The sequence below is a fragment of the Neobacillus niacini genome (assembly GCF_031456445.1).
GTDB lineage: Bacteria > Bacillota > Bacilli > Bacillales > Cytobacillaceae > Neobacillus > Neobacillus niacini_I.
The window spans coordinates 1-22,851 of sequence record NZ_JAVDUQ010000034.1; the positions used below are offsets into that span (position 1 = coordinate 1).

The following is a 22,851-nucleotide window of genomic DNA, read 5'->3' on the forward strand; positions in this document are numbered from 1 at the left end:
AGCCAGGATCAAACTCTCCAAGAAAGTTGATGTAGCTCGAATGTTACGTTGGCTTCATTTCGAAAGAAATGAATATTATTGTTTGTTGACGTTTTTGTTTGTTTAGTTTTCAAAGAGCAATCTTAGTGATTATGGAGCGGGTGATGGGAATCGAACCCACTACATCAGCTTGGAAGGCTGAGGTTTTACCAGTAAACTACACCCGCGCGTTATATGTTTCAAATGGTCGGGAAGACAGGATTCGAACCTGCGACCCCTTGGTCCCAAACCAAGTGCTCTACCAAGCTGAGCTACTTCCCGTAAATAATGGCGCGCCCGGAAGAAGTCGAATCCACAACCTTCTGATCCGTAGTCAGACGCTCTATCCAATTGAGCTACGGGCGCATTTATAAAGCAACTTTTACAGTATATCAACCTAAAATCATTTTGTCAACAAGTTTTTTAGTGCGGCCGAGAGGACTTGAACCTCCACGGGGTTGCCCCCACTAGGCCCTCAACCTAGCGCGTCTGCCATTCCGCCACGACCGCAAGTAAATTAGCGACAAAAGTAATCATACCAAATTTACGAACATGATTCAAGTGGTAATTAATGGTGCGGGTGAAGGGAGTCGAACCCCCACGCCTTGCGGCGCCAGATCCTAAGTCTGGTGCGTCTGCCAATTCCGCCACACCCGCATATAGAAATACAAATGGCTGGGCTAGCTGGATTCGAACCAACGCATGTCGCAGTCAAAGTGCGATGCCTTACCGCTTGGCTATAGCCCAATAATATTAAATATTAAGACATGACTTTTTAAATAAAAAGCAATGGCGGTCTGGACGGGACTCGAACCCGCGACCTCCTGCGTGACAGGCAGGCATTCTAACCAACTGAACTACCAGACCAATATTTTTGAGAAACAGGAAATGATCTTTTGTTCATTTCCCATCCCTGATGACCCCTACGGGATTCGAACCCGTGTTACCGCCGTGAAAGGGCGGTGTCTTAACCGCTTGACCAAGGGGCCTTTTTGCAACGGAGAAGGAGGGATTTGAACCCTCGCGCCGGTTACCCGACCTACACCCTTAGCAGGGGCGCCTCTTCAGCCTCTTGAGTACTTCCCCATATGGCTCCGCAGGTAGGACTCGAACCTACGACCGATCGGTTAACAGCCGATAGCTCTACCACTGAGCTACTGCGGAATAACTTTATAAAATAAGGAGATTTCCTTATCGACTCTTCATATTATAATGACGTTAGGATGCAAAGTCAACATCATTTTTCAAGAAAATCAATTTCCATTTTCTCACTCTATTCTAAGATTACTTCTTTGATTTTCTTTAACCTTCCTTGGCATTTCCCGCAGACATATCGGCTTGTATTAATACTTCTCTTTCTTTGATATCGGTGATGGCAGTTTATGCACTCGTATAAGTGAATTTTTTTAAACGTTCTTTTTGAAGTTTTCTCCTTGAGAGGCGTACAAAACCGGGGTGCCCCAACCTTTTTTAATAACCATTTAAAATCAAAGTCACGATGCTGATACCCTTTTCCTTCAAGATGAAGATGGTAGTGGCAGAGCTCATGCTTAATGATCCCAATTAATTCATTCTCACCAAATTGGTCTAGATATTTTTTATTGACTTCAATATGATGTGTACCTAATAAGTATCTTCCGCCTGTTGAACGTAATCTCGAATTAAACGTGGCTTGATGTAGAAAGGGTTTTCCAAACGCTTCAATGGATATGCTTTCAACCAGCCTTTGAAGCTCTTGCTCTTCCACTTTTCTCCCTCACTTTCCACTTCAATTTATTCCTTTTCGAAATATATTCTAAATAAGTATTGAAATAAACGAATTGCATCATATTTCTAGTCAACGTGACAACCCATTATAGCATATATTGTAGTTACCTTTAATGATTTACTTTCAGGAGGTTTTACTATGCCGACTTGGTTTCAAAACCAAATGAAAAGAGCTTTTTATGAAAAGAACCGTTATCAAATCAAGCTTTTAAACCAATGCTGGTTTTTTTACAGAAAAAAACACTGCTCCTAAAAAGCAGTGTTTTCCTTTGCAGCTTGGATTATTGTTTTGCCGGAGGCAGCATAGTTAATGCCACACGGCCTTTATTCCTATCAACCGAATCCACCCAGACGGTTACAACATCCCCGACAGAAACAATATCTAACGGGTGCTTAACAAATCGATTGCTTAGCTTTGATATGTGAACCAATCCATCCTGTTTGACGCCAATGTCAACAAATGCACCAAAGTCAACCACGTTTCGAACGGTCCCTTGAAGTTCCATTCCCGGTTTCAGATCCTCTAATTTTAAAACATCCTTTTTTAATAGAGGCTGAGGTAATTCATCTCGCGGATCTCTTTCCGGTCTGACTAAAGCGTCGATAATATCTTTTAAGGTTAATTCTCCTACCTCTAACTCTTCTGAAACAGTTTTTAGGTCCAGTCCATTAAGGGCTTCTTTTAACTCATCTGTACCTAAATCCTTTGTAGAAAATCCAAGAGTGGATAATAACTTTTTCACTTCATCATAGTTTTCCGGATGGATCCCGGTGCGGTCCAAAGGTTCTTTTCCATCTATTACTCTCAGGAAACCAATTGCTTGTTCATATGTTTTTGCTCCAAGCCGAGGTACCTTTTTTAATTGAACCCTGCTTATAAATTTCCCTTCCTCTTCCCGCTTTTTCACAACATTGTTCGCCGCCGTTTTTGTTAAACCCGCTACATATTGCAAAAGGGACGATGATGCAGTGTTCACATTGACCCCCACTCGGTTCACGGCTGTTTCCACGACAAAATTTAGGGACTCCGATAGGCGTTTTTGGGAAACGTCATGCTGATATTGACCAACACCTACTGATTTCGGATCAATTTTCACTAGTTCAGCAAGCGGGTCCTGTAAGCGCCGGGCAATGGATACCGCACTTCTTTCTTCTACTTGGAAATTCGGAAATTCTTCTCTTGCTAAATCAGATGCGGAGTAAACACTAGCCCCCGCTTCATTTACAATTAAATAAAAAGTTTCTTCATCCATCTCTTTTAAGATGTCCGCCACAAATTGCTCAGTTTCTCTTGATGCCGTTCCGTTACCGATAGCAGCCATTTCCACCTTATATTCACGAAGGATATTAATAAATTTTTCTCTAGCCTCTTTTGCTTTATTAACTGGTGGATGCGGGTAGATGACATCAATTTTTAAAACCTTTCCTGTTTCATCCACCACGGCAAGCTTACAGCCAGTTCGGTAGGCCGGGTCAACTCCAATTACGACTTTTCCTTTAAGCGGCGGCTGCAGCAGCAAATTCCGAAGATTTTCAGAAAAAATATGTATCGCCTGCTCCTCTGCTTTTTCCGTTAACTCACTGCGGATTTCTCTTTCAATAGAGGGTTGGATTAATCTTTTATAGCTATCTTCAATCGCCTCCACTACAATTGGCGCTGCCGGCGAATGCTGATTCCGAATCCATTTTTTCGAAAGATAGTTCAAGATTTGATCCGTATTCATTTTGATTGAAACTCGTAAAATATCTTCCTTTTCACCGCGATTGAGGGCTAGAATACGGTGAGGTACAATTTTACTTACAGGCTCTTCATACCCATAATACATTTCGTAGACTTTCTTATCATCCTTCTCTTCTTCCTTAACTGTGGATGAGACCGTACCAGATTTAAACGTTTCTTTCCGAATCCATTTTCGCCCTTCTGCATTATCGCTTACCCATTCTGCAACGATATCTTTAGCTCCTGCAATGGCATCTTCAACGGAAAGGACTTCTTTTTCCTCTGATAAAAATTCCTGTGCTTTTTCTTCAACATTTTCCTTTGTGAAGGTCATGAGCCACTCAGCAAGAGGTTCTAATCCTTTTTCTCTTGCAACAGTTGCTTTCGTCCGACGCTTTTGTTTGTATGGCCGATATAAATCTTCAACTTCTTGGAGTTTTTCAGCACGGAGGATGTTCTGGTTCAATTCTTCCGTGAGTTTTCCTTGTTCGGCTATAATCCTCAGAACTTCTTCTTTACGTTGTTCAAGGTTTTGAATATACTGCCAACGTTCTAAAATATTGCGAATCTGCACTTCATCAAGCGCTCCAGTCATTTCCTTACGGTAACGAGCAATAAATGGAACCGTATTGCCTTCGTTTAGTAAAGAAATAACACTTTTAACTTGCTTGGCGGAAATTGCTTGCTCGGATGCAATCTTACCAAACAACAACTGCTCATCTTTTACGACTGTATCATTCACTTAAACAATCCTCCACTTCGTCATTTCCATTTTATTGTATCAAATTAGGGTGACGGTTTCACCAAATGCGGGTCTTTCCTGGAATAATGACCGGTTCAGCGAAAAAACAACGATCATGGGCTCATAGTGCCCGTTCTTGTAAAAAAACCACGGCCATGGGCATTATCGAGGGTTTATAGTGCCCGTTCTTGTAAAAAAACCACGACCATGGGCATTATCGAGGGAGCATAGTGCCCGTTCTCCTAAAAAATCAATGGCCATGGGCATATCGAGGGCTCATAGTGCCCGTTCTCCTAAAAAAACAATGGCCATGGGCATTTTCTCAGGCTCATAGTGCCCGTTCTCGTAAAAAGACAATGGCCACAGACATTATCAAGGGATCATAGTGCCCGTTCTCGTAAACAATCAATGGCCATGGGCATTATCGCGCGCCTATAGTGCCCAATCGAGCGGAAAAACAAGAACAGCGGGCACTATAAACAAAAAAAGCAAGCCCCAGCGAGCTTGCTTTAAGCAGAAAAACACAGTAGAAGAGTAGAATATGTATAAAAAAACGCCCTTTCAAAAAGAGCGTGCTTTGCTAAAATTCGATGAGACCGATGCTTACACGCAAGGCATCATCCACTTTTTCCATCATTTCGTCATCGAGATGGGTAATTTTATCGGTTAACCGCTGCTTATCTATTGTACGAATTTGTTCTAAAAGTATGACTGAGTCTCGTTCAAAACCGTAGCGTTTCGCGTCAATTTCAACATGAGTCGGAAGCTTCGCTTTTTGAATTTGAGCTGTAATCGCTGCAACAATAACGGTGGGACTAAACCGATTCCCGATGTCGTTTTGGATGACAAGTACAGGACGGACGCCGCCTTGTTCAGAACCAACAACTGGGGATAGGTCCGCGAAATATACGTCACCACGCTTGACAATCAAAGGATTATCCTCCGCTTACAAGACGTTCTACTGTGTGTTCTGCCTCATATTCTGCTTGAAATGCTTCCGATGCAATTCTTAAATTAATCTTAGCCATTTCCATATATCCACGTCTCATGGATTCGCGAATTTGTCTTTTTTTACGTTCGCGTAAATACATTTTTGTTGCTTGATAAATAAATTCGCTGCGATTCACATTTTCTTGCTTTACAAAGCCATCTAACTCGGTTAAAAGATGTTGCGGTAATTTCACTAAGATCTCCGTAGTTGCGCCGGATTCAGACACAAACATACACCTCCACCATCACTACACACCAATTTTTATCTGTACCATATTTTATAATAACACTAAACAACCTAAATGCATAGACTAATTATAATACTATTGTATTATAAGCCAATAAAAGCTGCTTTTATGCACAAAAGTCCGCAATAATATAAATATGTTTAAATTTAATATAGTGAAACTTCCATCAGTGGGGATTTTCCTTCATCCCCACTGATGGTTAGTTGAACTTAATCGGGCTTTTACGGGCAGTTGCACCCCCAGTTAACTATTCTGTTTTCCTCATAACTTGAAGGGGGCTTACTGCCCGTTAATGCGGGATAAATACGCCTTCTTTTTTCTAAGGCTGTTAAACTTATTTGTTGACTTCCGCTCCAGGCACTTCGCTTTCCGTGGGCGGTTCGGGGAGCCTCCTCGTCGCTTCGCTCCTGTGGGGTCTCCCCTGTACCGTACTCCCACAGGAGTCTTCGTGCCTTCCACTCCAATCAACGCTGTTCAAAAATCAACATTGTCCTTTTACACGGCCTTCGCTAAAGAAGATAGTTTTTTAATTCGACTATTTTTCCATCTTTTTTATAAAGACGGGGGACTCGATTTGTGATAATACAAGGAACTTCGTAATTGATGGTCTCGAGTTTTTTGGCAATTTCATTGATGGATATAAACTGATTCTTTTCTTTCCCAATTAACGTGACATTCGTGCCAACTGGTATCTCATGCGGAAGCTGTACCATTAATTGGTCCATACAGATTCTACCGACAATTGGTACCCGCATCCCATTGACTAACACTTCCTGACCCTGCAGTTTTCGAATCCATCCATCTGCATAGCCAACTGGCACTGTCCCAATCCATTCATCCCCGCTCGCTTCATACGTAGCACCGTAACTTATTTTATCCCCTTTATGCAGTTGTTTTACATGGACAAGCTTTGAACGCAGCGAAAAGGCTTCATTCAATGAAAACGGGATTTCCGGTTCCATCTCAAGGGATGGCGTCAATCCGTACATGGCAATCCCAAGGCGTACGGCATTATATACGCCACTTTGAAATCTCAGGGTTGCGGCGCTATTACTGCAATGAACATACTTTGGACGTACCTTCAGCACACTTATTAACTCTTGGAATAACGCGAATTGCTGATTGAAATAAGATTGGTTCAGTTCATCTGCCGTAGCAAAATGAGTAAAGATTCCTTCTAGATTGAATCGCTGATCAAGGGCTAACAGCTCTTCAAAATCGGCAAGTTCGTTTTTACTGCTAATGCCCAGTCTCCCCATTCCAGTATCCAGCTTAATATGAACAGACAGCCTGCTATCCGTTTTTAAATGTTTTTGTGCTTCCAGCAGCCAATCCTTTTGAAAAACAGTAAGGGTAATACGGGAATCTGCTGCCATTTGTACGTCTTCGGCACGACTGGCACCTAATACAAGAATAGGAGCTATTATTCCTTTCTTCCTTAAAGTAATGGCTTCATCCATAAAGGCTACGGCCAAATAAGTTGCACCCGCAGCAAGCGCTTCTCTAGCCACTTGTACATCCCCGTGGCCATAGGCATTTGCTTTTACAACTGCAATAATTTCTACTTCATTTGGCAGAAGTTTTTTAACAGACGAAACATTCGTATGAATACAATCCAAGTCTACTTCCACCCAGGTGTCTCGATAGAAAAAGCTGCGATCTTCCATTTTTCCACTTCCTAAAAACGTTAATTAAACTCCTATATCATTTTATCACAAAAAAATTCAATTGCTCCAAAATAAAGAAAACTCACCGACTGGTGGGCCCCTAAGGGCGGTTCATGAGGCGTAGTTGCACTTATGCCTGATAGGAAAGTTATACTTTCCTATCGACCAAGAACAAACAGGCCCTTTAAAAAGAGCCTGTTTACAAAAATTATTTAACAGCATCACCTTGAACGGATTGTGCTACTTTAATCATTTCTTCCCTTGACAGATTTTTCGAAGCAATCATGTAATCTACCCCGCCTTGTGTCCAAGAAATAGAGTGATCCGTTACAGCGCCTATGGTTGCTCCCAAATCTACTAAATCCCCTTCCACATACGTTGGTGTAGTGGAGGCATCTTTTACTGTTACTTTTTCTTGTACAAGTGTAAATGACTTTTTGCCGTCATAGGTTAATACGACACGTTTACCATCTTCAATACCTACTTCATCTTCCTTAATCAACTTCGTACCTGAAATCTGTGCAGTAGGATATTTAACGGTAAAGGCAGCATCTTTTGGTTCTGTCATTGCTGGCATACCAATTTGTGCCCTTGTCATATTCTTTTTCAATTTAAAATCGTCTTTATCAAAGCTTGCGTCAAACTTAACTTTTTCAAATTCAACTGTAACTAACGGATTTCGGTCAGGATCCATTACTTTAACCACTGCCGGTGATAGATCCTTCTTATTTAGTTTAATTTCTTGGAATGGGAGCATACTATTATTTTGATAGCGTGTTTTTGTTTCAAATACATAGTAGTCCTTGGTGGACGAAAATTTTGCCTCTTTATCCACCATAATGTCTTTAATTAATGATTCATATAGATAGGCCTGGCTGCTGTTTTGCGGCCAATCGCTCTGGAATTTGAAGCTCTTATTTAGTGCTGGAGTTAGAACGAATACCCCTTCGTCATTCCTTAAAATCATTTGGCTTTGGTCCTTCTCGGAATTTTTTAGATTTACTCGATAAAACTTCTTATCCTTTTGCCAAATTTCAACATTATATACTTGAGAATCCGTACCCATTTTCAGGGTCATTTTTGCATTTACTTTATAGCCTGATAAGTCATCAAGTTTACCACTTAATTCTTTTACTACATCACCCTGAGACTTCGATCCGCAAGCTGCCAGCAGAAAGATGACCATTAGCCCCGTGATTAGCAGCAACAACTTTTTTCTCATTCCTTCAACCCCTTCTTGTCTCATTTCATATGATTTATGGAGAAGAGAAAGGCAGGGGTCAGAATCATCGCTTTCCAAAATGACCATAGCTGACCTTGTCTCTCCTGATTCTCTATGAATATATGAGACAACCTAAGGGAATATGCTAACGAGGGGACCAAGCTTTTAAAAATATAACGCTACCCTTCAATCACTACCTGGGCTACAGCATATTCCCGGCTGTGGGAAATGGATAAGTGAGCACTTATTTCAGGTCTTATAATAATTGGTTTTCCGAATGGATCCGAATCAATTTCAATATCCAAAAAGGACAGTTCTTTTCCAATCCCTGTACCGGCAGCTTTTGAGAAAGCCTCTTTTGCCGCAAATCTTCCGGCCAAAAATTCAACCTGCCTCCGCTCAGAAAGGACTTCGAATTTTTGTTTTTCCTGGTCCGTTAAAATTCGGTCAATTAATTTTCTTTGCCTTTGAAGTAAATTCTGTATTCTTGATAATTCAACAATATCAATCCCAATTCCGCTAATCATCCTACATCTTCCTTCTATTTAGTTTACAATCAGCATAGATAATAGTGTACAAGTCGCATTGCTCCAAGGGGGTTAACTATGTTTACAAGAACAGAAAGCTTTCGTGAATTCATCCGTCTATATCCAATTGTTTCCATAATTATAATCATTCATGTAGTTTTATATCTTTTCACAGTCCTGCCAATCTTCCCGAATTATTGGTTTTTTGAACATCTTTCAGGCGTAAACCTGTATATTTTTGAGGGCGAATACTGGCGGCTCATTACACCAACCTTTTTGCATAATGGTTTTGCCCATATGTTATTTAATAGTGTTACTTTGCTGCTATTTGGTCCAGCGCTTGAACGAATGCTTGGCGGTGGTAAATTTCTATTGGTCTATCTTGTTTCCGGACTGGTTGCCAATCTTGCAACGTTATTCCTTGAACCGCTCAGCTATACCCATGTCGGTTCAAGTGGTGCGATTTTTGGCCTTTTTGGATATTATTTAGCGATTATTATTTTCCGCAAAAATTGGCTTTCACGGCAAAATTCACAAATCATCCTTGTTCTTTGCGCTCTTAGTCTAGTTATGACATTCGTACAGCCGAATATTAATATTACCGCCCATCTATTCGGTTTAATCGGAGGATTTTTACTTGGAGCCATCCCCTATTACAAAAAAGGAGCCATGTCTGATTCTATTAAAGGTATGGCCAATTGGGCAGGACCTGCAGGACGTAGAATCAAATTGCAGTCCCCCTTGAAAATATTCCTTTGGGGAATCATCTTCTTAATCGCTATTATCGGCTTTTTAGTACAAAGATAAAAGTAATATTTATCCGGCACCATCCCTATTTTTTATTTAATATATGAAAGCATAAAAAAAGAGCATGGAGTCCATGCTCTTACTTTTTAATGATTATAGCTTCTCGGCTTTGATTTTCCGGACGCTCTTTTTTCACCGCTTCTTGGTTTTACCGGTGCTTTTTTTCGGCGATCAGAATTGTAGCCTCTTGAATCGTCTCTTCTTCTACGGTCACGGTCTTGTGGTTTTCGATCTCTTTTTTGCGGAAGCAGTTCTTCTGTCAATTTAACCGGTGTAGTATCCGGTTCTTTTGTTAACATTTTCAAAACAGCCGCGATAACCGTTGAAGCATCATTTTCTTCAAGTAATTCTTGAGCTGCTGCTTTATAGTAATGTAAATTGTTGGATTCAATTGTTGCAACAATTTTTTCAACTACCGCTTTTTGTTGGCCTTCTAATGCTTCATCAAGCGTAGGGGCTTTCATTTTATCCATCTTACGCTTTGTTGTTTTTTCAACAACAGCTAAGTAGGACTTTTCACGTGGTGTAATGAATGTCATGGCTACACCAGTTTTACCCGCACGACCTGTACGGCCAATACGGTGAACATAGCTTTCAGGATCTTGAGGGATATCAAAATTGTAAACATGCGTTACTCCTGAAATATCCAGACCCCTTGCTGCTACGTCAGTGGCAACTAAGACATCAATTGAACCTTCTTTAAATTTACGTAGAACAGAAAGACGCTTTGCCTGACTTAAGTCGCCATGGATTCCTTCAGCTGTATAACCTCTTAGGTTTAATGCATCTGATAATTCATCAACACGACGTTTTGTCCGACCAAAGATAATCGCCAATTCAGGTGATTGAATATCCAAAAGTCTTGTCAAGACATCAAATTTATTCTTTTCTTGCACTTCAAGATAATATTGTTCAATTGAAGGAACAGTCATTTCCTTTGTTTTCACACGGACGATTTGTGGGTTCTTCATGAACTTTTCTGCCATTCTTTGAATCGGTCCTGGCATTGTTGCTGAGAAAAGCAATGTTTGTCTTTCAGCTGGAGTTGCCGCAAGAATGGATTCGATATCCTCAATGAATCCCATGTTAAGCATTTCATCTGCTTCATCCAGAATGACTGTTTGCACAGTATCAAGGCGCATCGTTCTTCTATTAATATGATCCAATACACGTCCAGGAGTACCAACAATGATATGTGGCGCTTTCTTTAATGAACGAATTTGGCGGCTGATATCTTGACCACCATAAATTGGCAGCACACGGACCCTTTTGCCAGCTCCAATTTTATATAGTTCTTCCGATACTTGAATTGCTAGTTCTCGTGTAGGGGCAATAATAATCCCTTGAATTGCGTCCGCACTTACATCAATTTTTTCTACCAATGGAATTCCAAATGCAGCTGTTTTTCCTGTTCCAGTTTGAGCTTGCCCGATCAAATCTATATTTTTTAAACCCAAAGGAATCGTTTCTGCCTGGATTGGTGTTGCTTCCTCAAAACCCATTTTGAGGACAGCTTTTAAAGTGGCCTGACTTAGACCTAAATCTTCAAACTTTGTCAATGTTTTCATTCTCCTTCATCTATTTGAAAATATTTTATGTGCTGAATATTTTCTTCCGATACGCATCAAAATGCCGTAACTAGGTAACACGTTTATTTTACCAAAAAAAGACATTCCTCCATAGGAGTATGCCCTTAATTTATCGTTCTTAAGACACGTTGATGATTATCTTACCATTAATCGTGGTATATTGCAATTAAAGCAAATCTTTACCATTCTTAACATCCCATCAAAAAATCAAAAACTTGAGAAAATAGGGCCTCTCTTTCCTCACAGTGGCAAATATGATGTTGGGAATCCTTAATAAACGTAATTTGTTTCTTTTTTGCACGAATCGTCCGATACAAGAATTCAGCACTTTTGGGCGGCACCATTCCATCGCATTCCCCTTGAGCAATTAAGGTCGGCACTTCTACTTGATGCAAAAGAGGTTTTACAAAGGAGACAAGTTGACGAAATTGCAAGGTTGCCGCTATAGGGGTTTCTTTTATTTTTCTTAAATAACGCTGAAATAATTCATTCTCCACTAAGTTTCCTCTTAGAGAGTCGATCAGCATGGATTTTAATTCTACCGCCATCTGTTTTGGATTGATATAAAGGGCAGCAGCACTTAACAAAACAAGTTTATCAACAGGATAATTGGCTGCTAAATAGGCTGCAATTAAGCCTCCCATCGAAAAACCAATAATATAAATCTCATCACAGGTTTGGAGGAGCTTCTTTAATTCAACCTCGGCACATTCAATCCACTGCTGGTACTGAATTCCCTTTAATGAAAGTGTTTCCCCATGACCCGGGAGTGTGGGCACACAAAAGCTCCAATTGGTCCGTTGCGATAAATATTCCACCAGAGGTTCCACTTCATAAGGGGCTCCTGTAAATCCGTGAATACATAAGCAGCCAATCATTTTAAACACCTGCCAAAAACATTGATAATCCCCTTATTTTTGCAGAGAATTTACGATTTCTTCTAATTTCATTCCGCGGGATGCTTTAACGAGTACCAAAGCCTTCTCATTCACATGCTGTTCCAGTTCTTGGAGTAAATCTTTTTTATCCATAAATTCAAAAACCCGATTTTCCCCTAAAACGGTACGGGCACCTTTGGCAATATGTGCTCCCAATTTTCCATACGTAAACAATAAGTCAATTTTATCAGGGTTCAAGCCATTACCAATTTGCAAATGGTATTGTTCTTCCTGCGGTCCTAATTCTAACATATCACCTAACACGAGAATTTTTTTATCATACCCTTGAAGATTGGATACCAATTCAATCGCTGCAATCATGGATGTTGGGCTGGCGTTATAAGCATCGTTAATGATTTTTTCCCCATGCTTTCCTTCGACAAGCTCCATTCTCATATTTGTAAGTTTAATCCCCGCTAAACCTTCATTCATTTTTGCAAACGGAACATTTAAATATCTCGCAATCAGCATCGCTGCAAGTGCATTTAAAATATTGTGCGTTCCTAAAACAGGCAGGACAAAGCTTTCATTTGATGCATTTGTCGTAAACCGGTTACCATGATCCAATTGAACAATATGAGTTGGGAAAAGGTCGTTGGTTTCACTCCTTCCAAAGGTTTGAACTTGAACATTCCCTTTAAATTGATGAATCCGTTCCATTAATAATGGTTCTTCCCCATGCAGTACAGCTAGTCCACCCTCTTTTAGCCCCTGCAAAATTTCAAGCTTAGCCTCGGCAATTCCTTCTCTAGAACCAAGATCAAGCAAGTGGGACTCGCCAACATTCGTAATCACGACAGCATCTGGGCAGGCCAGTTTGGTAAGAAATTCTATTTCTCCCCGTCCGCTCATCCCCATTTCCAAAACAGCGATATCCGTATCTTCTTCCAATCCTAAAATCGTAAGAGGAAGACCAATTTGATTATTATAATTTCCTTCTGTTTTTTGAACTTTATATTGAGTCGAAAGCAGACCGGCTGTCAAATCTTTCGTGGTTGTTTTTCCATTACTTCCGGTGATGCCCACTACCTTAATATCCAGCTGCTTTCGATAGCTTCTTGCTAATTCCTGAAGGGCAGTTAAACAATCATCGACCATTAAAATCGGCAGATGCTCTGGTGGGTTGGGAACATCGCTTTGCCATAAAGCAGCTGCAGCACCCTTTTGGATGGAATCCTCTACATATTTATGTCCATCCACCCGCTCCCCTTTAAACGGCACAAACAAGCTTCCTGTTTCAATTTTTCTTGAATCAATGACCACATTTTCTACGATCACATCTTTAAAAGGAGAAATATCATTTTTCACCGTAATCATTTCCGCTATTTGACTCAGTGTTCTTCTCATCTTCTTTCCCTCCTCTACTCTCTTACTATTCAAAAGAACGGACACGGCAAAAGCACCGTGCCACTAACAAAATCTAATTTAAAAGGAATATTTAATCTGTTGTTTTTCGTCATGTCTTTCTTTCGCAAGATTGACCAGGCGCTCGATTAATTGCGGGTACTCAACCCCGGTGTGCTTCCATAACAGCGGGAACATACTAAATGGAGTGAAACCAGGCATGGTATTCACTTCATTAATTAATGCCCTTCCATCCTTTGTTAAGAAGAAATCAGCACGAACAAGCCCTGAGCAATCCAATGCTTTAAATGCCTGAATCGCCATATCTTTAATTTGTTTATATTCATTATCTGTAATTTCAGCCGGAATAATCAAAGCAGTCTCGCCATCTTCATATTTCGCTTTATAATCATAAAAGTCTTTTTTCGGAACAATTTCTCCAGCCACCGAACATTCCGGTTCATCATTCCCAAGAATACCCACTTCAATTTCACGGGCAGTAACGCCTTCTTCAATAATCACCTTGCGATCAAATTGGAAGGCTTCCGCAAAAGCAGTTTCCAATTCTGCTCGATTCCGGCACTTACTAATCCCAACACTTGAACCAAGATTTGCCGGCTTAACAAAGCAGGGATAACCAAGCTCTTCCTCGACCTTTGTATAAGCAGCCTCTTTTCCCTTTTGCCATTCACTTTTAATAAAAGCAACATAGTTTACTTGGGCGAGCCCAGATTGCGCAAATACATTTTTCATCATCACTTTATCCATACCGGCAGCGGAAGCAAGCACCCCGTTTCCGACATAGGGAAGATTTAATAGTTCTAATAATCCTTGTACCGTACCATCTTCTCCATTTGGTCCGTGCAATAGCGGGAAGATGACATCCAGCGTTGATTGTTTCTGTTTATTTCCTTCCATAATAGCAGGGGCTAAAGAAAGTGGGGACAATTCGTTCCCTTCAGTAAACTCAAGTGCCTTCACACTCTCAACAGGAGCTTGCAGCTGCGCACCCTTAATCCACTGACCTTCTTCATTTATGTATATAGGATGAATTTCAAATTTTTCAAGGTCCAGTGCACCAATGACAGCCATTGCCGTCTGCATCGATACTTTATGTTCAGCGGATTTTCCTCCGTATAATAAACCCAGTTTTGTTTTCATGATAAACCTCCATTTTCATACTGTTTTTATTTTAGCACTTTATCAGAAATATGAGGAATGATGTGATAATCTTTTTTACTTTACTCCTTTATTTTATGAAACCTGGTGCTTAGTTCAAAACAATCAAAATAAAATCTCTCCAAATTGCCTGGAGAGATTAGAGAACATTTAATTTCCACTCTTTTGTTTTTTTATCAAACACAATCTTAGCATGAGAAGGTTCCTTTGAAATCATTTCATATTCCTCGTACATATCATCCATATTGGCAAAATCACCAATTACCCAAATGGGGATTTCAATCTTCGTACGCTGCTGATCTGCATTCTTCATCGAAATACAGATTCCCTCTTTCATAAAAGGTGTTAAAGAAAGAAGGATCTCCTTATTGACCGGTGGATAGGAGCGTTTTTTCCTCAATCCTAAAAGGGACTTCTCCAATTTAAGTTTACTTACCTTTCCGGAAATGGCCTCACTAAGCAAATGAAAAAAGTCCTTAAAACTGCGATAATAGATTTTGTTAAACCAGCCGTCATCATGGGCTAAATACACAAAACGATTTCCAAGCTTATTATAAAAAGGTAATTTTAAATGCTGCTTCAAATGGCCCAAATATAATAATTCAGCCATTTCCTGCCCTGTCAGCTCGTTTAAAACCTCTTCTTCTATAAAATCAATCCAGCAAAAATCTCCGTACCCGTAAACATCTTCCCCAGCTAATTTTTTTACACGATCCTCCGGACAATATTCAAGCAGTGCGTGCCTATTAAACTCAGTATCATCAAAGCGGTGCTTTAATAAAAGCAAATGGTTTAATGAATCTGAAAAAGCAGCAGCAAATTCATCGAATTCAATTCCGTAGGACATTACATACTGATCCGACTGATTTAAGTGTACATAAATAAGATCCCGTATGTCTTGATGATGCTTTTTCAAGGCCAAACTCCTCCGAAAGTTTAATTTATCTGAAAAGGCAGATCCGTTTATACTGCCTGTTATTCAATTCCTTACCATTTTACCAAAGAATAGGTCAAATAGCTTATTTCAATTCTTTTACAATTTTAAAGCTTTGATGAGGAAAATTGCAAATGGATTTTCATAAAAATAGCTGTTTTTAAATTATCAATGGATTTCTATTTATTAACATATACTAGTATTGATTCGAAAAAACTTTTCCGTCTCCCCTGTTATAAAACTTGCGGGGTAGAAAGGAGCTTTTAATTCATGATTAAGGATATGACTCAGGATGAGATTAGCCTTCATATTATTAAAGTAATAAAAGAAAATAAAAAAGCTGAATTTGAAGCGATTCTTGAAGAATTGCAGCCCTATGACATTGCGAAAATTTATGAGGAATTACCGGAGAAACATAAAGCTAAGTTTCTCTTGTTTCTTAAAAATGATCTTCTCGCTGACCTAATGGAAGAGCTGGATAAGGATGAACAGCTTGAGGTATTAAATAAGCTTGGCATTGAAAAATCAAGCAAGGTTCTTGATTTAATGGACAATGATGACCTTGCCTTACTATTACATGAACTATCCCCTGAAAAGATGGATTCGCTTTTGTCGGGGATGAAAGCGGAGGAATCCACCGCCGTAAAAGGCATCATGAATTATCCGCCGGAAACAGCAGGAAGAATCATGACAAATCGATTTGTTTGGATTCGAAACTATTTTTCTGTCAGGGAAGCGGTCGACAAGTTAAAGATTTTCGCTGAATTCGCCGAAACGATTAATTATTTATATGTGATTGATGAAGAACGCAAACTGGTTGGCGTCGTTTCCTATCGTGATTTATTATTGGCTGATATGGATAAAAAGATCAATGACATTATGTATGAACGTGTTATTTCTGTTTCAGTGGCAACCGACCAAGAAGTGGTAGCCAGAACGGCAGAACGGTATGACTTTCTGGCCATTCCCGTTGTGGATGAAGAAAAGGTCCTCGTTGGGATTGTGACGGTCGATGATATTATCGATATCGTCATCAAAGAAGCAAATGAAGATATTGAAAAGCTATCTGCTTCGGGGAAGGCGATTGACTTTGATACCAAAATTTTCGTTGCTGCTGCAAGAAGATTACCGTGGTTAATTTTACTTTTATTTATCGGGCTCATTTCAGGAAGAATCATCTCAAGCTTTGAGGATACGTTGAAACAGGTGGTTGCTTTAGCCTTTTTTATGCCAATGATTGCCGGTATGACCGGAAACACAGGAACTCAATCCCTAGCCGTGGTGGTTCGCGGGCTGATCTCCCATGATATTAACAAGGGAGTGGTTACCCGGCTCATTGCCCGTGAGTTTGGGGTCGGGATAACAATTGGGGTAACATGCGCTGTACTAATCTCGATTATTGCCTACATCTGGCAGGGCAACATGATTCTTGGTGCTGTGGTGGGCTGCTCGCTCTTTTTTACCTTGATAATCGGAACACTGGCAGGAACCATCATTCCCTTGATTTTATACCGTTTTAATGTGGACCCTGCCGTAGCATCCGGCCCGCTGATTACCACCTTAAATGACATCTTTTCCTTAATGACCTACTTTGGCATTGCCTCGATGTTTTTGCATTATTTGATCTAGGAATTTTTTTGAAACTATTTACCCGTTTCATCCGTATTATATTTAGTAATATTTACCTTACTTTCTATTGTGAGGAAACTACTTCTTTGTTAGCATGAAAGTAAAAAAACGGGTGTGACATATGGATTATATTTCAAAAAAAACGGACCGGTTTGATTGGACATTAACATTAATTTTATTCCTATTTTTCCTGATTAGCTGCGCTTCCATTTACAGTGCTCAAGGTGCTGCACAGTATGATGAAAATTTCTTAATCAAACAAGTCTTTTGGTATATAGTGGGTGCAGCCATTATTTCTGTTGCCATCCTCATCGATGGCTATCAATATAAGCGGCTTTCTTGGTACCTATATGGCTTTGGTCTTTTGTTGCTGATTGCTATCATTGTGGCACCGACAAGCATTGCTCCCTACCGAAACGGCGCGAAAAGCTGGTTTATTTTCCATGGAATCGGCATTCAGCCTTCAGAATTTGTCAAAACCTTTTTGATTCTTGCCTTAAGTCGGGTCATTACCCAGCATCAAGAAAAGTTTAAAGGAAAATCTCTTAAATTAGACTTCCTGTTACTTTTAAAATTGGGGATTACCACGGCCGTGCCACTCGGGATGATCATGCTTCAGCCTGACTTAGGAACAGGTCTTGTGATTTTATCCATCCTCACGGGTCTTATTTTAGTCTCAGGAATCTCATGGAAAATCATATTGCCGATTTATGGCTCGGGAGCAACCCTCGGAGCAGCCATTCTTTATCTTGTCGTTCAAAAACCGGAACTGCTTGTAAAGTATCTACACGTTAAAACCTATCAATTCGAACGTATCTATTCTTGGCTTGACCCGATTAATCATGAAAGTGATTCCGGTTACCATCTAATGAAATCCTTAACGGCTATTGGCTCTGGGCTGATAACAGGAAAAGGATTTGATAAAGGGGAAGTATACATTCCTGAGGGGCACACCGATTTTATCTTTAGTATTATCGGTGAAGAATATGGTTTTGTTGGCGGCAGTATTGTGATTGGACTGTATTTCCTGTTGATTTACCATTTAATCAAAACAGCTTTAGATACGAATGATCCATTTAATACATATGTCTGCATCGGGGTTATCAGCGTAATTACGTTTCACGTTTTTCAAAATATCGGCATGACCATTCAAGTTCTGCCGATTACCGGCATTCCGCTCCCCTTCATCAGCTATGGGGGCAGCTCCTTAATGGGGAATATGTTTGCAATGGGTTTGGTCTACAGCATTCGTTACCATCACCAAACCTATATGTTTTCCTCCGGCGCATCGGTCGATTCTTAGAGGCAGCATTTTTACGCTGTCTTTTTCTTTTATTTAGGAATGAATGTTAATTTGATACCATATTTATTTCTTTATAGGACAATCTGGTTTAAACTATTTACATTACAATAGTGAAGGTGAATTATGAAGGATTTTATTTTCTCCATTTTAATGTTTTTATCACAGTTAGGTTATCTCGGAATCGCATTGGGTCTAATGATTGAAATTATTCCAAGTGAGATTGTCTTGGGTTACGGCGGATATATGATTTCACAAGGTCACCTGAACTTTTTAGGAGCTGTCATTGCGGGGACAATTGGCGGAACGATTGCCCAGCTCTTTTTATATTGGGCTGGCTATTACGGTGGTCGTCCCTTCCTTGAAAAATACGGTAAATATGTGTTAATCAAAAAAAGCCACATTGACATTGCTGAGAGTTGGTTCAACAAATATGGAGCCGGAGTCATTTTTTCGGCACGCTTTATCCCGGTGGTCAGGCACGCCATTTCCATTCCTGCTGGAATCGCGAAAATGCCGGTAAGCAAATTTACCCTTTACACCGTTTCAGCGGTATTGCCGTGGACAATCTTATTTCTTTATTTAGGGAAAGTACTGGGGGAAAAATGGTCCCATATTAAAGAATATGCGCAACCCTATGTGCTCCCCATTATTATCGCAGCCATTGTTTTAGCGGCCATTTACTTTATTATTAAAAAAACCAAGAAAACCACCAATTGATGAATTGGTGGTTTTCTTGGCTGTCGAAAATCTTTCGATAGCCTTTTATTTTATTAGTCCACTTTAACAATTCACTCCGTTAATTTATTGTAATATTATTAGAGTTTGGTCTGTGCAACAAGTCTGTTGATTGGAGCGGAGGGCACTCGACTCCTGCGGGATAGAGAGGTCACTGGAGACCCCACAGGCGCAAGCGCCGAGGAGGCTCCAGGACCTCCCCGCGGAAAGCGAGTGACCGGAGCGGAAATCAACAGGCCTTTTTGCAGGGACTATCAATAAAATTGGTATTTAGATTTGACAAAGTAAAAAATTGCCGAGAAAAATACCCTTTCTAATCTATGAACCCTGCCGTTCAGAAAACTTCCCTTGGGCCCAGGCATCGAGTTTTTTGACATGCCCCTTCCCGAGGGTAAATCCGTATAGGATAAGCAGAACAATAATTAAGGTAAACAAATCGACTTTCCTTGTGGCAATAAAGTTGATAATCCCCATTAATACTTGCGGAATCACTCCGGTCAATGCGAATAAAACCGTTGCCACCTTAAACCAAAAGCTGGACTGCAGACCGTAGCGGGCATACAACAAGAAAAAGGTCGATGACCACGCCAGAACTTCCAGGCTCACGAGAATGACCCATTTATTTTCCACTAAAAAATCCATAGACTTCCTCTCCCTTCTAAAATAAAAAAGCCCGGAAAAATATCGTTTCCGACATTTCTCCCAGGCTTTTATCCCTCCGTGTACACCGAAAAGCGCAAGGCGCATGTCTATCGGCTTATAGCATAGAGCCGATGGCGCCTGAAGCTAGACAATTCTCAAAGTCAAGAATGGTGCGTTTTCTCTCGGACCAGACAGGCTCAAGTAAGCCACGGAACCCTAGAAAACTTTTTTCGATATGATTTGTGATTTATTTTAGCACAAAAACCTGAAACCAGACACTTCCAAGTCTTACTTTTTGAAATGATAGGGCAGGGTTGCCACAATCACTTTCTTTTTATAAAGCAAGTATGCGCGTATTAATAAACTGGATTGGTTATGCAAAATATTGTGCCAGCTTTTTTTGGTGATAAATTGTGGAATTAATACGGTAACACGATAATTATTTTCACTCGCTTTATGTTCCACTGTATCAATAAATTTACATAACGGTTGCAGGATGCTTCGGTAATGCGATTGTAACGTGACAAGCCGAACATCCGGCTGCCATTTTTGCCATTTCTCCTCAAAGCGTTTTTCATCCTCACGGTCAAATGAAACATATACCGCAAAAATTTGATCCGTTAACGACTTTGCATAATTAATCGAATTTTCCACTACCCGCGTAATCCCTGCGACAGGGACAATAATAACGTTCCCCTCAACGGGTATTGCAGGCTGTTGGTTGTAAACCCGCAACTGTTCTCCGACAGCTTCATAATGCTTATTAATCCGATGGAAAAGAATAACAATTAATGGCAAGAAAATAAAGACAAACCAAACTTGCCCAAGCTTTGTTATAAAGAATATCAATAAAACGATTAGTGTAATTATTGCACCAATCAAATTGGCTGTTAGTTTCGCAACCCAGCCAGCCGGTTTTTCGCGAACCCACTTAATGATCATTCCTGTCTGCGACAAGGTAAACGGAATAAATACACCCACTGCATAAAGCGGAATTAAATGTTCGGTTTCCCCATGAAAGGTAATGATCAATAAAATAGATGCGACTCCTAAAGAGACAATCCCGTTAGAATACCCTAGACGGTCGCCGCGAATCGTAAACATCCTTGGCATATACTTATCTTTTGCCAAGTTATAAGCTAATTGCGGGAAAGCAGAAAACCCTGTATTTGCTGCTAAAACTAGGATTAGTGCAGTCGTTCCTTGTACAAAAAAGTAAAGATAATTTCGCCCAAAGGTTTCCTTTGTAATTTGTGAAACAACAGTTTCTTCCGCTTTTGGGGCAATCCCATAATAAAAAGCTAAAAAAGTAATCCCTGAAAATAATACAGCAAGTAAAGTGCCCATTAAAATAAGGGTTTTTGCTGCATTATTAGGAGCAGGATCCTTGAAATTCGGTATCGCATTGGAAATCGCTTCGACACCTGTTAACGCTGAACATCCTGAAGCAAAGGCCCTTAGCAATAAGAATAACGTGATTCCTTGTACTGGTGCTCCAATCGGAGCATGATGAACAGTTGGGGAAACACTTCCTGTTAAAATTTTAAAAATACCTACACCAATCAGAATGAAAAGAGCAAGAACAAATAAATAGACCGGATAGGCGAGAATAGTAGCTGATTCCGTCAAGCCACGAAGATTTAAAATCGTAATCAATACAACCAACACACATGCAATCGGGACCGTATGCGGATGGAGCGCTGGAAATGCGGATGTTATCGCATCCGTTCCAGCCGATACACTTACAGCTACTGTCAGTATGTAGTCAACTAGCAGAGATCCACCGGCGATTAGCCCCGCATTCTCACCTAAGTTTTCTTTCGAAACAACATAGGCTCCTCCGCCATGTGGGTAACTAAAAATAATTTGCCGATAAGAAATGATAAGTGCTGCTAATAAAAATAATACGCCGATTGCAATTGGAATCGAGTACCAAAAAGCAATGACACTTATGGTCGCCAAAACGATAAGAATTTGCTCCGTACCGTATGCAACCGATGATAGTGCGTCGGAAGAAAGAATGGCTAACGCCTTTAATATATTTAACTTTTGTTCACCTAATGCCGCCGATTTTAACGGACGTCCAATTAAAAATCTCTTGATAGAAGAGAGCAAGTGATTCACCCACCAGACTTGAAGTAGAATTACCCGATTGATTTTAACACATTACTATAGATAATATGAAGTATTTTCTTTTCGACAAAGTCCATGAGTATCCAACCGATTAATCTCAATAACCTGTATTTGTAATGTTGGCGAAAAATATTAATTTATTAGGGATTGTGGTAAATAAAAAAAGCTGCCTTGGCATGTATATGGTTAAATCCTCCAAGCAGCTTTTTTAAGCTATAATTTGACCCCTTCTACTCCAAGCAACTTTCTTTTAATTGGGGTGTTACTCCCCGCGTATCCAACTAAACTTCCATTCTTGCCAATTACCCGATGGCAGGGAATGATAATCGGAATCTGATTTGCCCGATTTGCTTGACCGACAGCACGAACGGCTTTTGGATTTCCAATCATTTCAGCCACATCTGCATAGCTTCTAATTTCGCCAAAAGGAATAGATTGCAGCGCCTCCCAAACCTTTTTCCGAAAATCCGTTCCTTCGATTGAAAGGGGCAGCTCGAATTGCTGACGATGACCGTGAAAGTACTCATCTAACTGTTTTATCGCTTCACCGCAAAGCTCCAAATCTTCTTTTAATAAAGGGTTTTCCTTTTGATAGTTCAGCCAGTCCTCTTCAAACATCTCAATTCTTTTAACCCCTTTTTCATCCGCAATCACATAAAGCTTCCCAATCGGCGATTCGTAAGCTGCATAACCTAGTCTCAATTCAATCACTCCAGA

Annotated in this window: 20 protein-coding genes, 10 tRNA genes and 1 riboswitch; of the genes, 5 read left to right on the forward strand and 25 right to left on the reverse strand. The window is 40.2% G+C overall.

The genetic code is table 11. From position 1 onward, the window contains the following. Nucleotides 1-132: 132 nt before the first annotated feature. From J2Y67_RS21885 to J2Y67_RS21935, 11 genes are all read right to left on the reverse strand, one after another. Nucleotides 133-206 (reverse strand) — tRNA-Gly (locus J2Y67_RS21885). 17 nt (nucleotides 207-223) lie between these two features. Beyond that, nucleotides 224-300 (reverse strand) — tRNA-Pro (locus tag J2Y67_RS21890). 7 nt (nucleotides 301-307) lie between these two features. Continuing rightward, nucleotides 308-384 (reverse strand) — tRNA-Arg (locus J2Y67_RS21895). Between the two features lie 61 nt (nucleotides 385-445). Then, nucleotides 446-528: transfer RNA gene (locus tag J2Y67_RS21900), tRNA-Leu, on the reverse strand. Nucleotides 529-590: 62 nt separating this feature from the next. Beyond that, nucleotides 591-675 (reverse strand) — tRNA-Leu (locus J2Y67_RS21905). 15 nt (nucleotides 676-690) lie between these two features. Further along, nucleotides 691-765 (reverse strand) — tRNA-Gln (locus tag J2Y67_RS21910). A gap of 43 nt (nucleotides 766-808) precedes the next feature. Beyond that, a tRNA-Asp gene (locus J2Y67_RS21915) sits at nucleotides 809-885 on the reverse strand. A gap of 50 nt (nucleotides 886-935) precedes the next feature. Continuing rightward, a tRNA-Glu gene (locus tag J2Y67_RS21920) sits at nucleotides 936-1,007 on the reverse strand. Nucleotides 1,008-1,016: 9 nt separating this feature from the next. Next, a tRNA-Ser gene (locus tag J2Y67_RS21925) sits at nucleotides 1,017-1,104 on the reverse strand. 3 nt (nucleotides 1,105-1,107) lie between these two features. Beyond that, a tRNA-Asn gene (locus J2Y67_RS21930) sits at nucleotides 1,108-1,182 on the reverse strand. A gap of 109 nt (nucleotides 1,183-1,291) precedes the next feature. Continuing rightward, nucleotides 1,292-1,765, reverse strand: coding sequence for a SprT family protein (locus J2Y67_RS21935; protein ID WP_310177492.1), 474 nt, complete (start codon nucleotides 1,763-1,765; stop codon nucleotides 1,292-1,294). A gap of 159 nt (nucleotides 1,766-1,924) precedes the next feature. Here J2Y67_RS21935 and cmpA point away from each other — a divergent pair, with 159 nt between their 5' ends. Continuing rightward, the gene (gene cmpA, locus J2Y67_RS21940) at nucleotides 1,925-2,038 is read left to right on the forward strand and encodes a cortex morphogenetic protein CmpA (RefSeq protein WP_127484595.1); all 114 of its coding nucleotides are present in this window, start codon (nucleotides 1,925-1,927) and stop codon (nucleotides 2,036-2,038) included. Nucleotides 2,039-2,066: 28 nt separating this feature from the next. On the opposite strand, the gene J2Y67_RS21945 is transcribed toward cmpA, so the two are convergent. The 6 genes from J2Y67_RS21945 to acpS form a co-directional block, all read right to left on the reverse strand. Then, nucleotides 2,067-4,247, reverse strand: a complete 2,181-nt coding sequence (locus J2Y67_RS21945) for a Tex family protein (RefSeq protein WP_310177495.1) — start codon at nucleotides 4,245-4,247, stop codon at nucleotides 2,067-2,069. A 580-nt stretch (nucleotides 4,248-4,827) separates the two neighbouring features. Continuing rightward, complete coding sequence (locus tag J2Y67_RS21950) at nucleotides 4,828-5,178, reverse strand: type II toxin-antitoxin system PemK/MazF family toxin (protein WP_026574157.1); 351 nt, start codon at nucleotides 5,176-5,178, stop codon at nucleotides 4,828-4,830. Between the two features lie 4 nt (nucleotides 5,179-5,182). Next, nucleotides 5,183-5,464, reverse strand: a complete 282-nt coding sequence (locus tag J2Y67_RS21955) for a CopG family ribbon-helix-helix protein (protein ID WP_071354167.1) — start codon at nucleotides 5,462-5,464, stop codon at nucleotides 5,183-5,185. 530 nt (nucleotides 5,465-5,994) lie between these two features. Next, nucleotides 5,995-7,152 carry an alanine racemase gene (alr, locus tag J2Y67_RS21960; RefSeq protein WP_310177501.1) on the reverse strand — a complete coding sequence of 386 codons (1,158 nt, stop codon included), beginning with the start codon at nucleotides 7,150-7,152 and terminating at the stop codon, nucleotides 5,995-5,997. A 208-nt stretch (nucleotides 7,153-7,360) separates the two neighbouring features. Continuing rightward, nucleotides 7,361-8,374, reverse strand: coding sequence for a LolA family protein (locus J2Y67_RS21965; protein WP_310177503.1), 1,014 nt, complete (start codon nucleotides 8,372-8,374; stop codon nucleotides 7,361-7,363). Between the two features lie 179 nt (nucleotides 8,375-8,553). Beyond that, complete coding sequence (gene acpS, locus J2Y67_RS21970; RefSeq protein ID WP_310177505.1) at nucleotides 8,554-8,901, reverse strand: holo-ACP synthase; 348 nt, start codon at nucleotides 8,899-8,901, stop codon at nucleotides 8,554-8,556. Nucleotides 8,902-8,979: 78 nt separating this feature from the next. On the opposite strand from acpS, the gene J2Y67_RS21975 reads away from it, so the two are divergent. Beyond that, the gene (locus J2Y67_RS21975; protein WP_310177507.1) at nucleotides 8,980-9,708 is read left to right on the forward strand and encodes a rhomboid family intramembrane serine protease; all 729 of its coding nucleotides are present in this window, start codon (nucleotides 8,980-8,982) and stop codon (nucleotides 9,706-9,708) included. 86 nt (nucleotides 9,709-9,794) lie between these two features. Here J2Y67_RS21975 and J2Y67_RS21980 read toward each other — a convergent pair whose 3' ends face one another. The 5 genes from J2Y67_RS21980 to J2Y67_RS22000 all read right to left on the reverse strand — a co-directional run bounded on the left by J2Y67_RS21980 (nucleotide 9,795) and on the right by J2Y67_RS22000 (nucleotide 15,674). Beyond that, nucleotides 9,795-11,276, reverse strand: coding sequence for a DEAD/DEAH box helicase (locus J2Y67_RS21980; RefSeq protein ID WP_396954122.1), 1,482 nt, complete (start codon nucleotides 11,274-11,276; stop codon nucleotides 9,795-9,797). Between the two features lie 209 nt (nucleotides 11,277-11,485). Then, nucleotides 11,486-12,175: an alpha/beta hydrolase gene (locus J2Y67_RS21985; RefSeq protein WP_310177509.1), complete on the reverse strand. Its 690-nt coding sequence runs from the start codon at nucleotides 12,173-12,175 to the stop codon at nucleotides 11,486-11,488. 33 nt (nucleotides 12,176-12,208) lie between these two features. Then, nucleotides 12,209-13,582, reverse strand: a complete 1,374-nt coding sequence (locus J2Y67_RS21990; RefSeq protein ID WP_310177511.1) for a UDP-N-acetylmuramoyl-tripeptide--D-alanyl-D-alanine ligase — start codon at nucleotides 13,580-13,582, stop codon at nucleotides 12,209-12,211. 78 nt (nucleotides 13,583-13,660) lie between these two features. Then, nucleotides 13,661-14,740: a D-alanine--D-alanine ligase gene (locus tag J2Y67_RS21995; protein ID WP_310177512.1), complete on the reverse strand. Its 1,080-nt coding sequence runs from the start codon at nucleotides 14,738-14,740 to the stop codon at nucleotides 13,661-13,663. A 157-nt stretch (nucleotides 14,741-14,897) separates the two neighbouring features. Continuing rightward, on the reverse strand, nucleotides 14,898-15,674 hold the full coding sequence (locus J2Y67_RS22000; RefSeq protein ID WP_310177515.1) for a hypothetical protein: 777 nt from the start codon (nucleotides 15,672-15,674) through the stop codon (nucleotides 14,898-14,900). A gap of 288 nt (nucleotides 15,675-15,962) precedes the next feature. Between J2Y67_RS22000 and mgtE the strand changes: the two genes are divergently transcribed. From mgtE to uptA, 3 genes are all read left to right on the forward strand, one after another. Beyond that, on the forward strand, nucleotides 15,963-17,321 hold the full coding sequence (mgtE, locus tag J2Y67_RS22005) for a magnesium transporter (protein WP_310177516.1): 1,359 nt from the start codon (nucleotides 15,963-15,965) through the stop codon (nucleotides 17,319-17,321). 121 nt (nucleotides 17,322-17,442) lie between these two features. Further along, the gene (locus J2Y67_RS22010) at nucleotides 17,443-18,624 is read left to right on the forward strand and encodes an FtsW/RodA/SpoVE family cell cycle protein (protein WP_310177518.1); all 1,182 of its coding nucleotides are present in this window, start codon (nucleotides 17,443-17,445) and stop codon (nucleotides 18,622-18,624) included. Nucleotides 18,625-18,747: 123 nt separating this feature from the next. Further along, nucleotides 18,748-19,341 (forward strand): undecaprenyl phosphate transporter UptA, encoded by a 594-nt coding sequence (uptA, locus tag J2Y67_RS22015; protein ID WP_396954123.1) that lies wholly within the window; start codon nucleotides 18,748-18,750, stop codon nucleotides 19,339-19,341. Between the two features lie 336 nt (nucleotides 19,342-19,677). Here uptA and J2Y67_RS22020 read toward each other — a convergent pair whose 3' ends face one another. From J2Y67_RS22020 to J2Y67_RS22030, 3 genes are all read right to left on the reverse strand, one after another. After that, nucleotides 19,678-20,001 (reverse strand): hypothetical protein, encoded by a 324-nt coding sequence (locus tag J2Y67_RS22020; protein ID WP_310177520.1) that lies wholly within the window; start codon nucleotides 19,999-20,001, stop codon nucleotides 19,678-19,680. Nucleotides 20,002-20,056: 55 nt separating this feature from the next. Then, nucleotides 20,057-20,232, reverse strand: a riboswitch (guanidine-I (ykkC/yxkD leader). Nucleotides 20,233-20,289: 57 nt separating this feature from the next. Then, complete coding sequence (locus J2Y67_RS22025; protein ID WP_310177576.1) at nucleotides 20,290-22,116, reverse strand: APC family permease; 1,827 nt, start codon at nucleotides 22,114-22,116, stop codon at nucleotides 20,290-20,292. 231 nt (nucleotides 22,117-22,347) lie between these two features. Further along, on the reverse strand, nucleotides 22,348-22,836 hold the full coding sequence (locus J2Y67_RS22030; RefSeq protein WP_310177522.1) for a methylated-DNA--[protein]-cysteine S-methyltransferase: 489 nt from the start codon (nucleotides 22,834-22,836) through the stop codon (nucleotides 22,348-22,350). Nucleotides 22,837-22,851 lie beyond the last annotated feature (15 nt).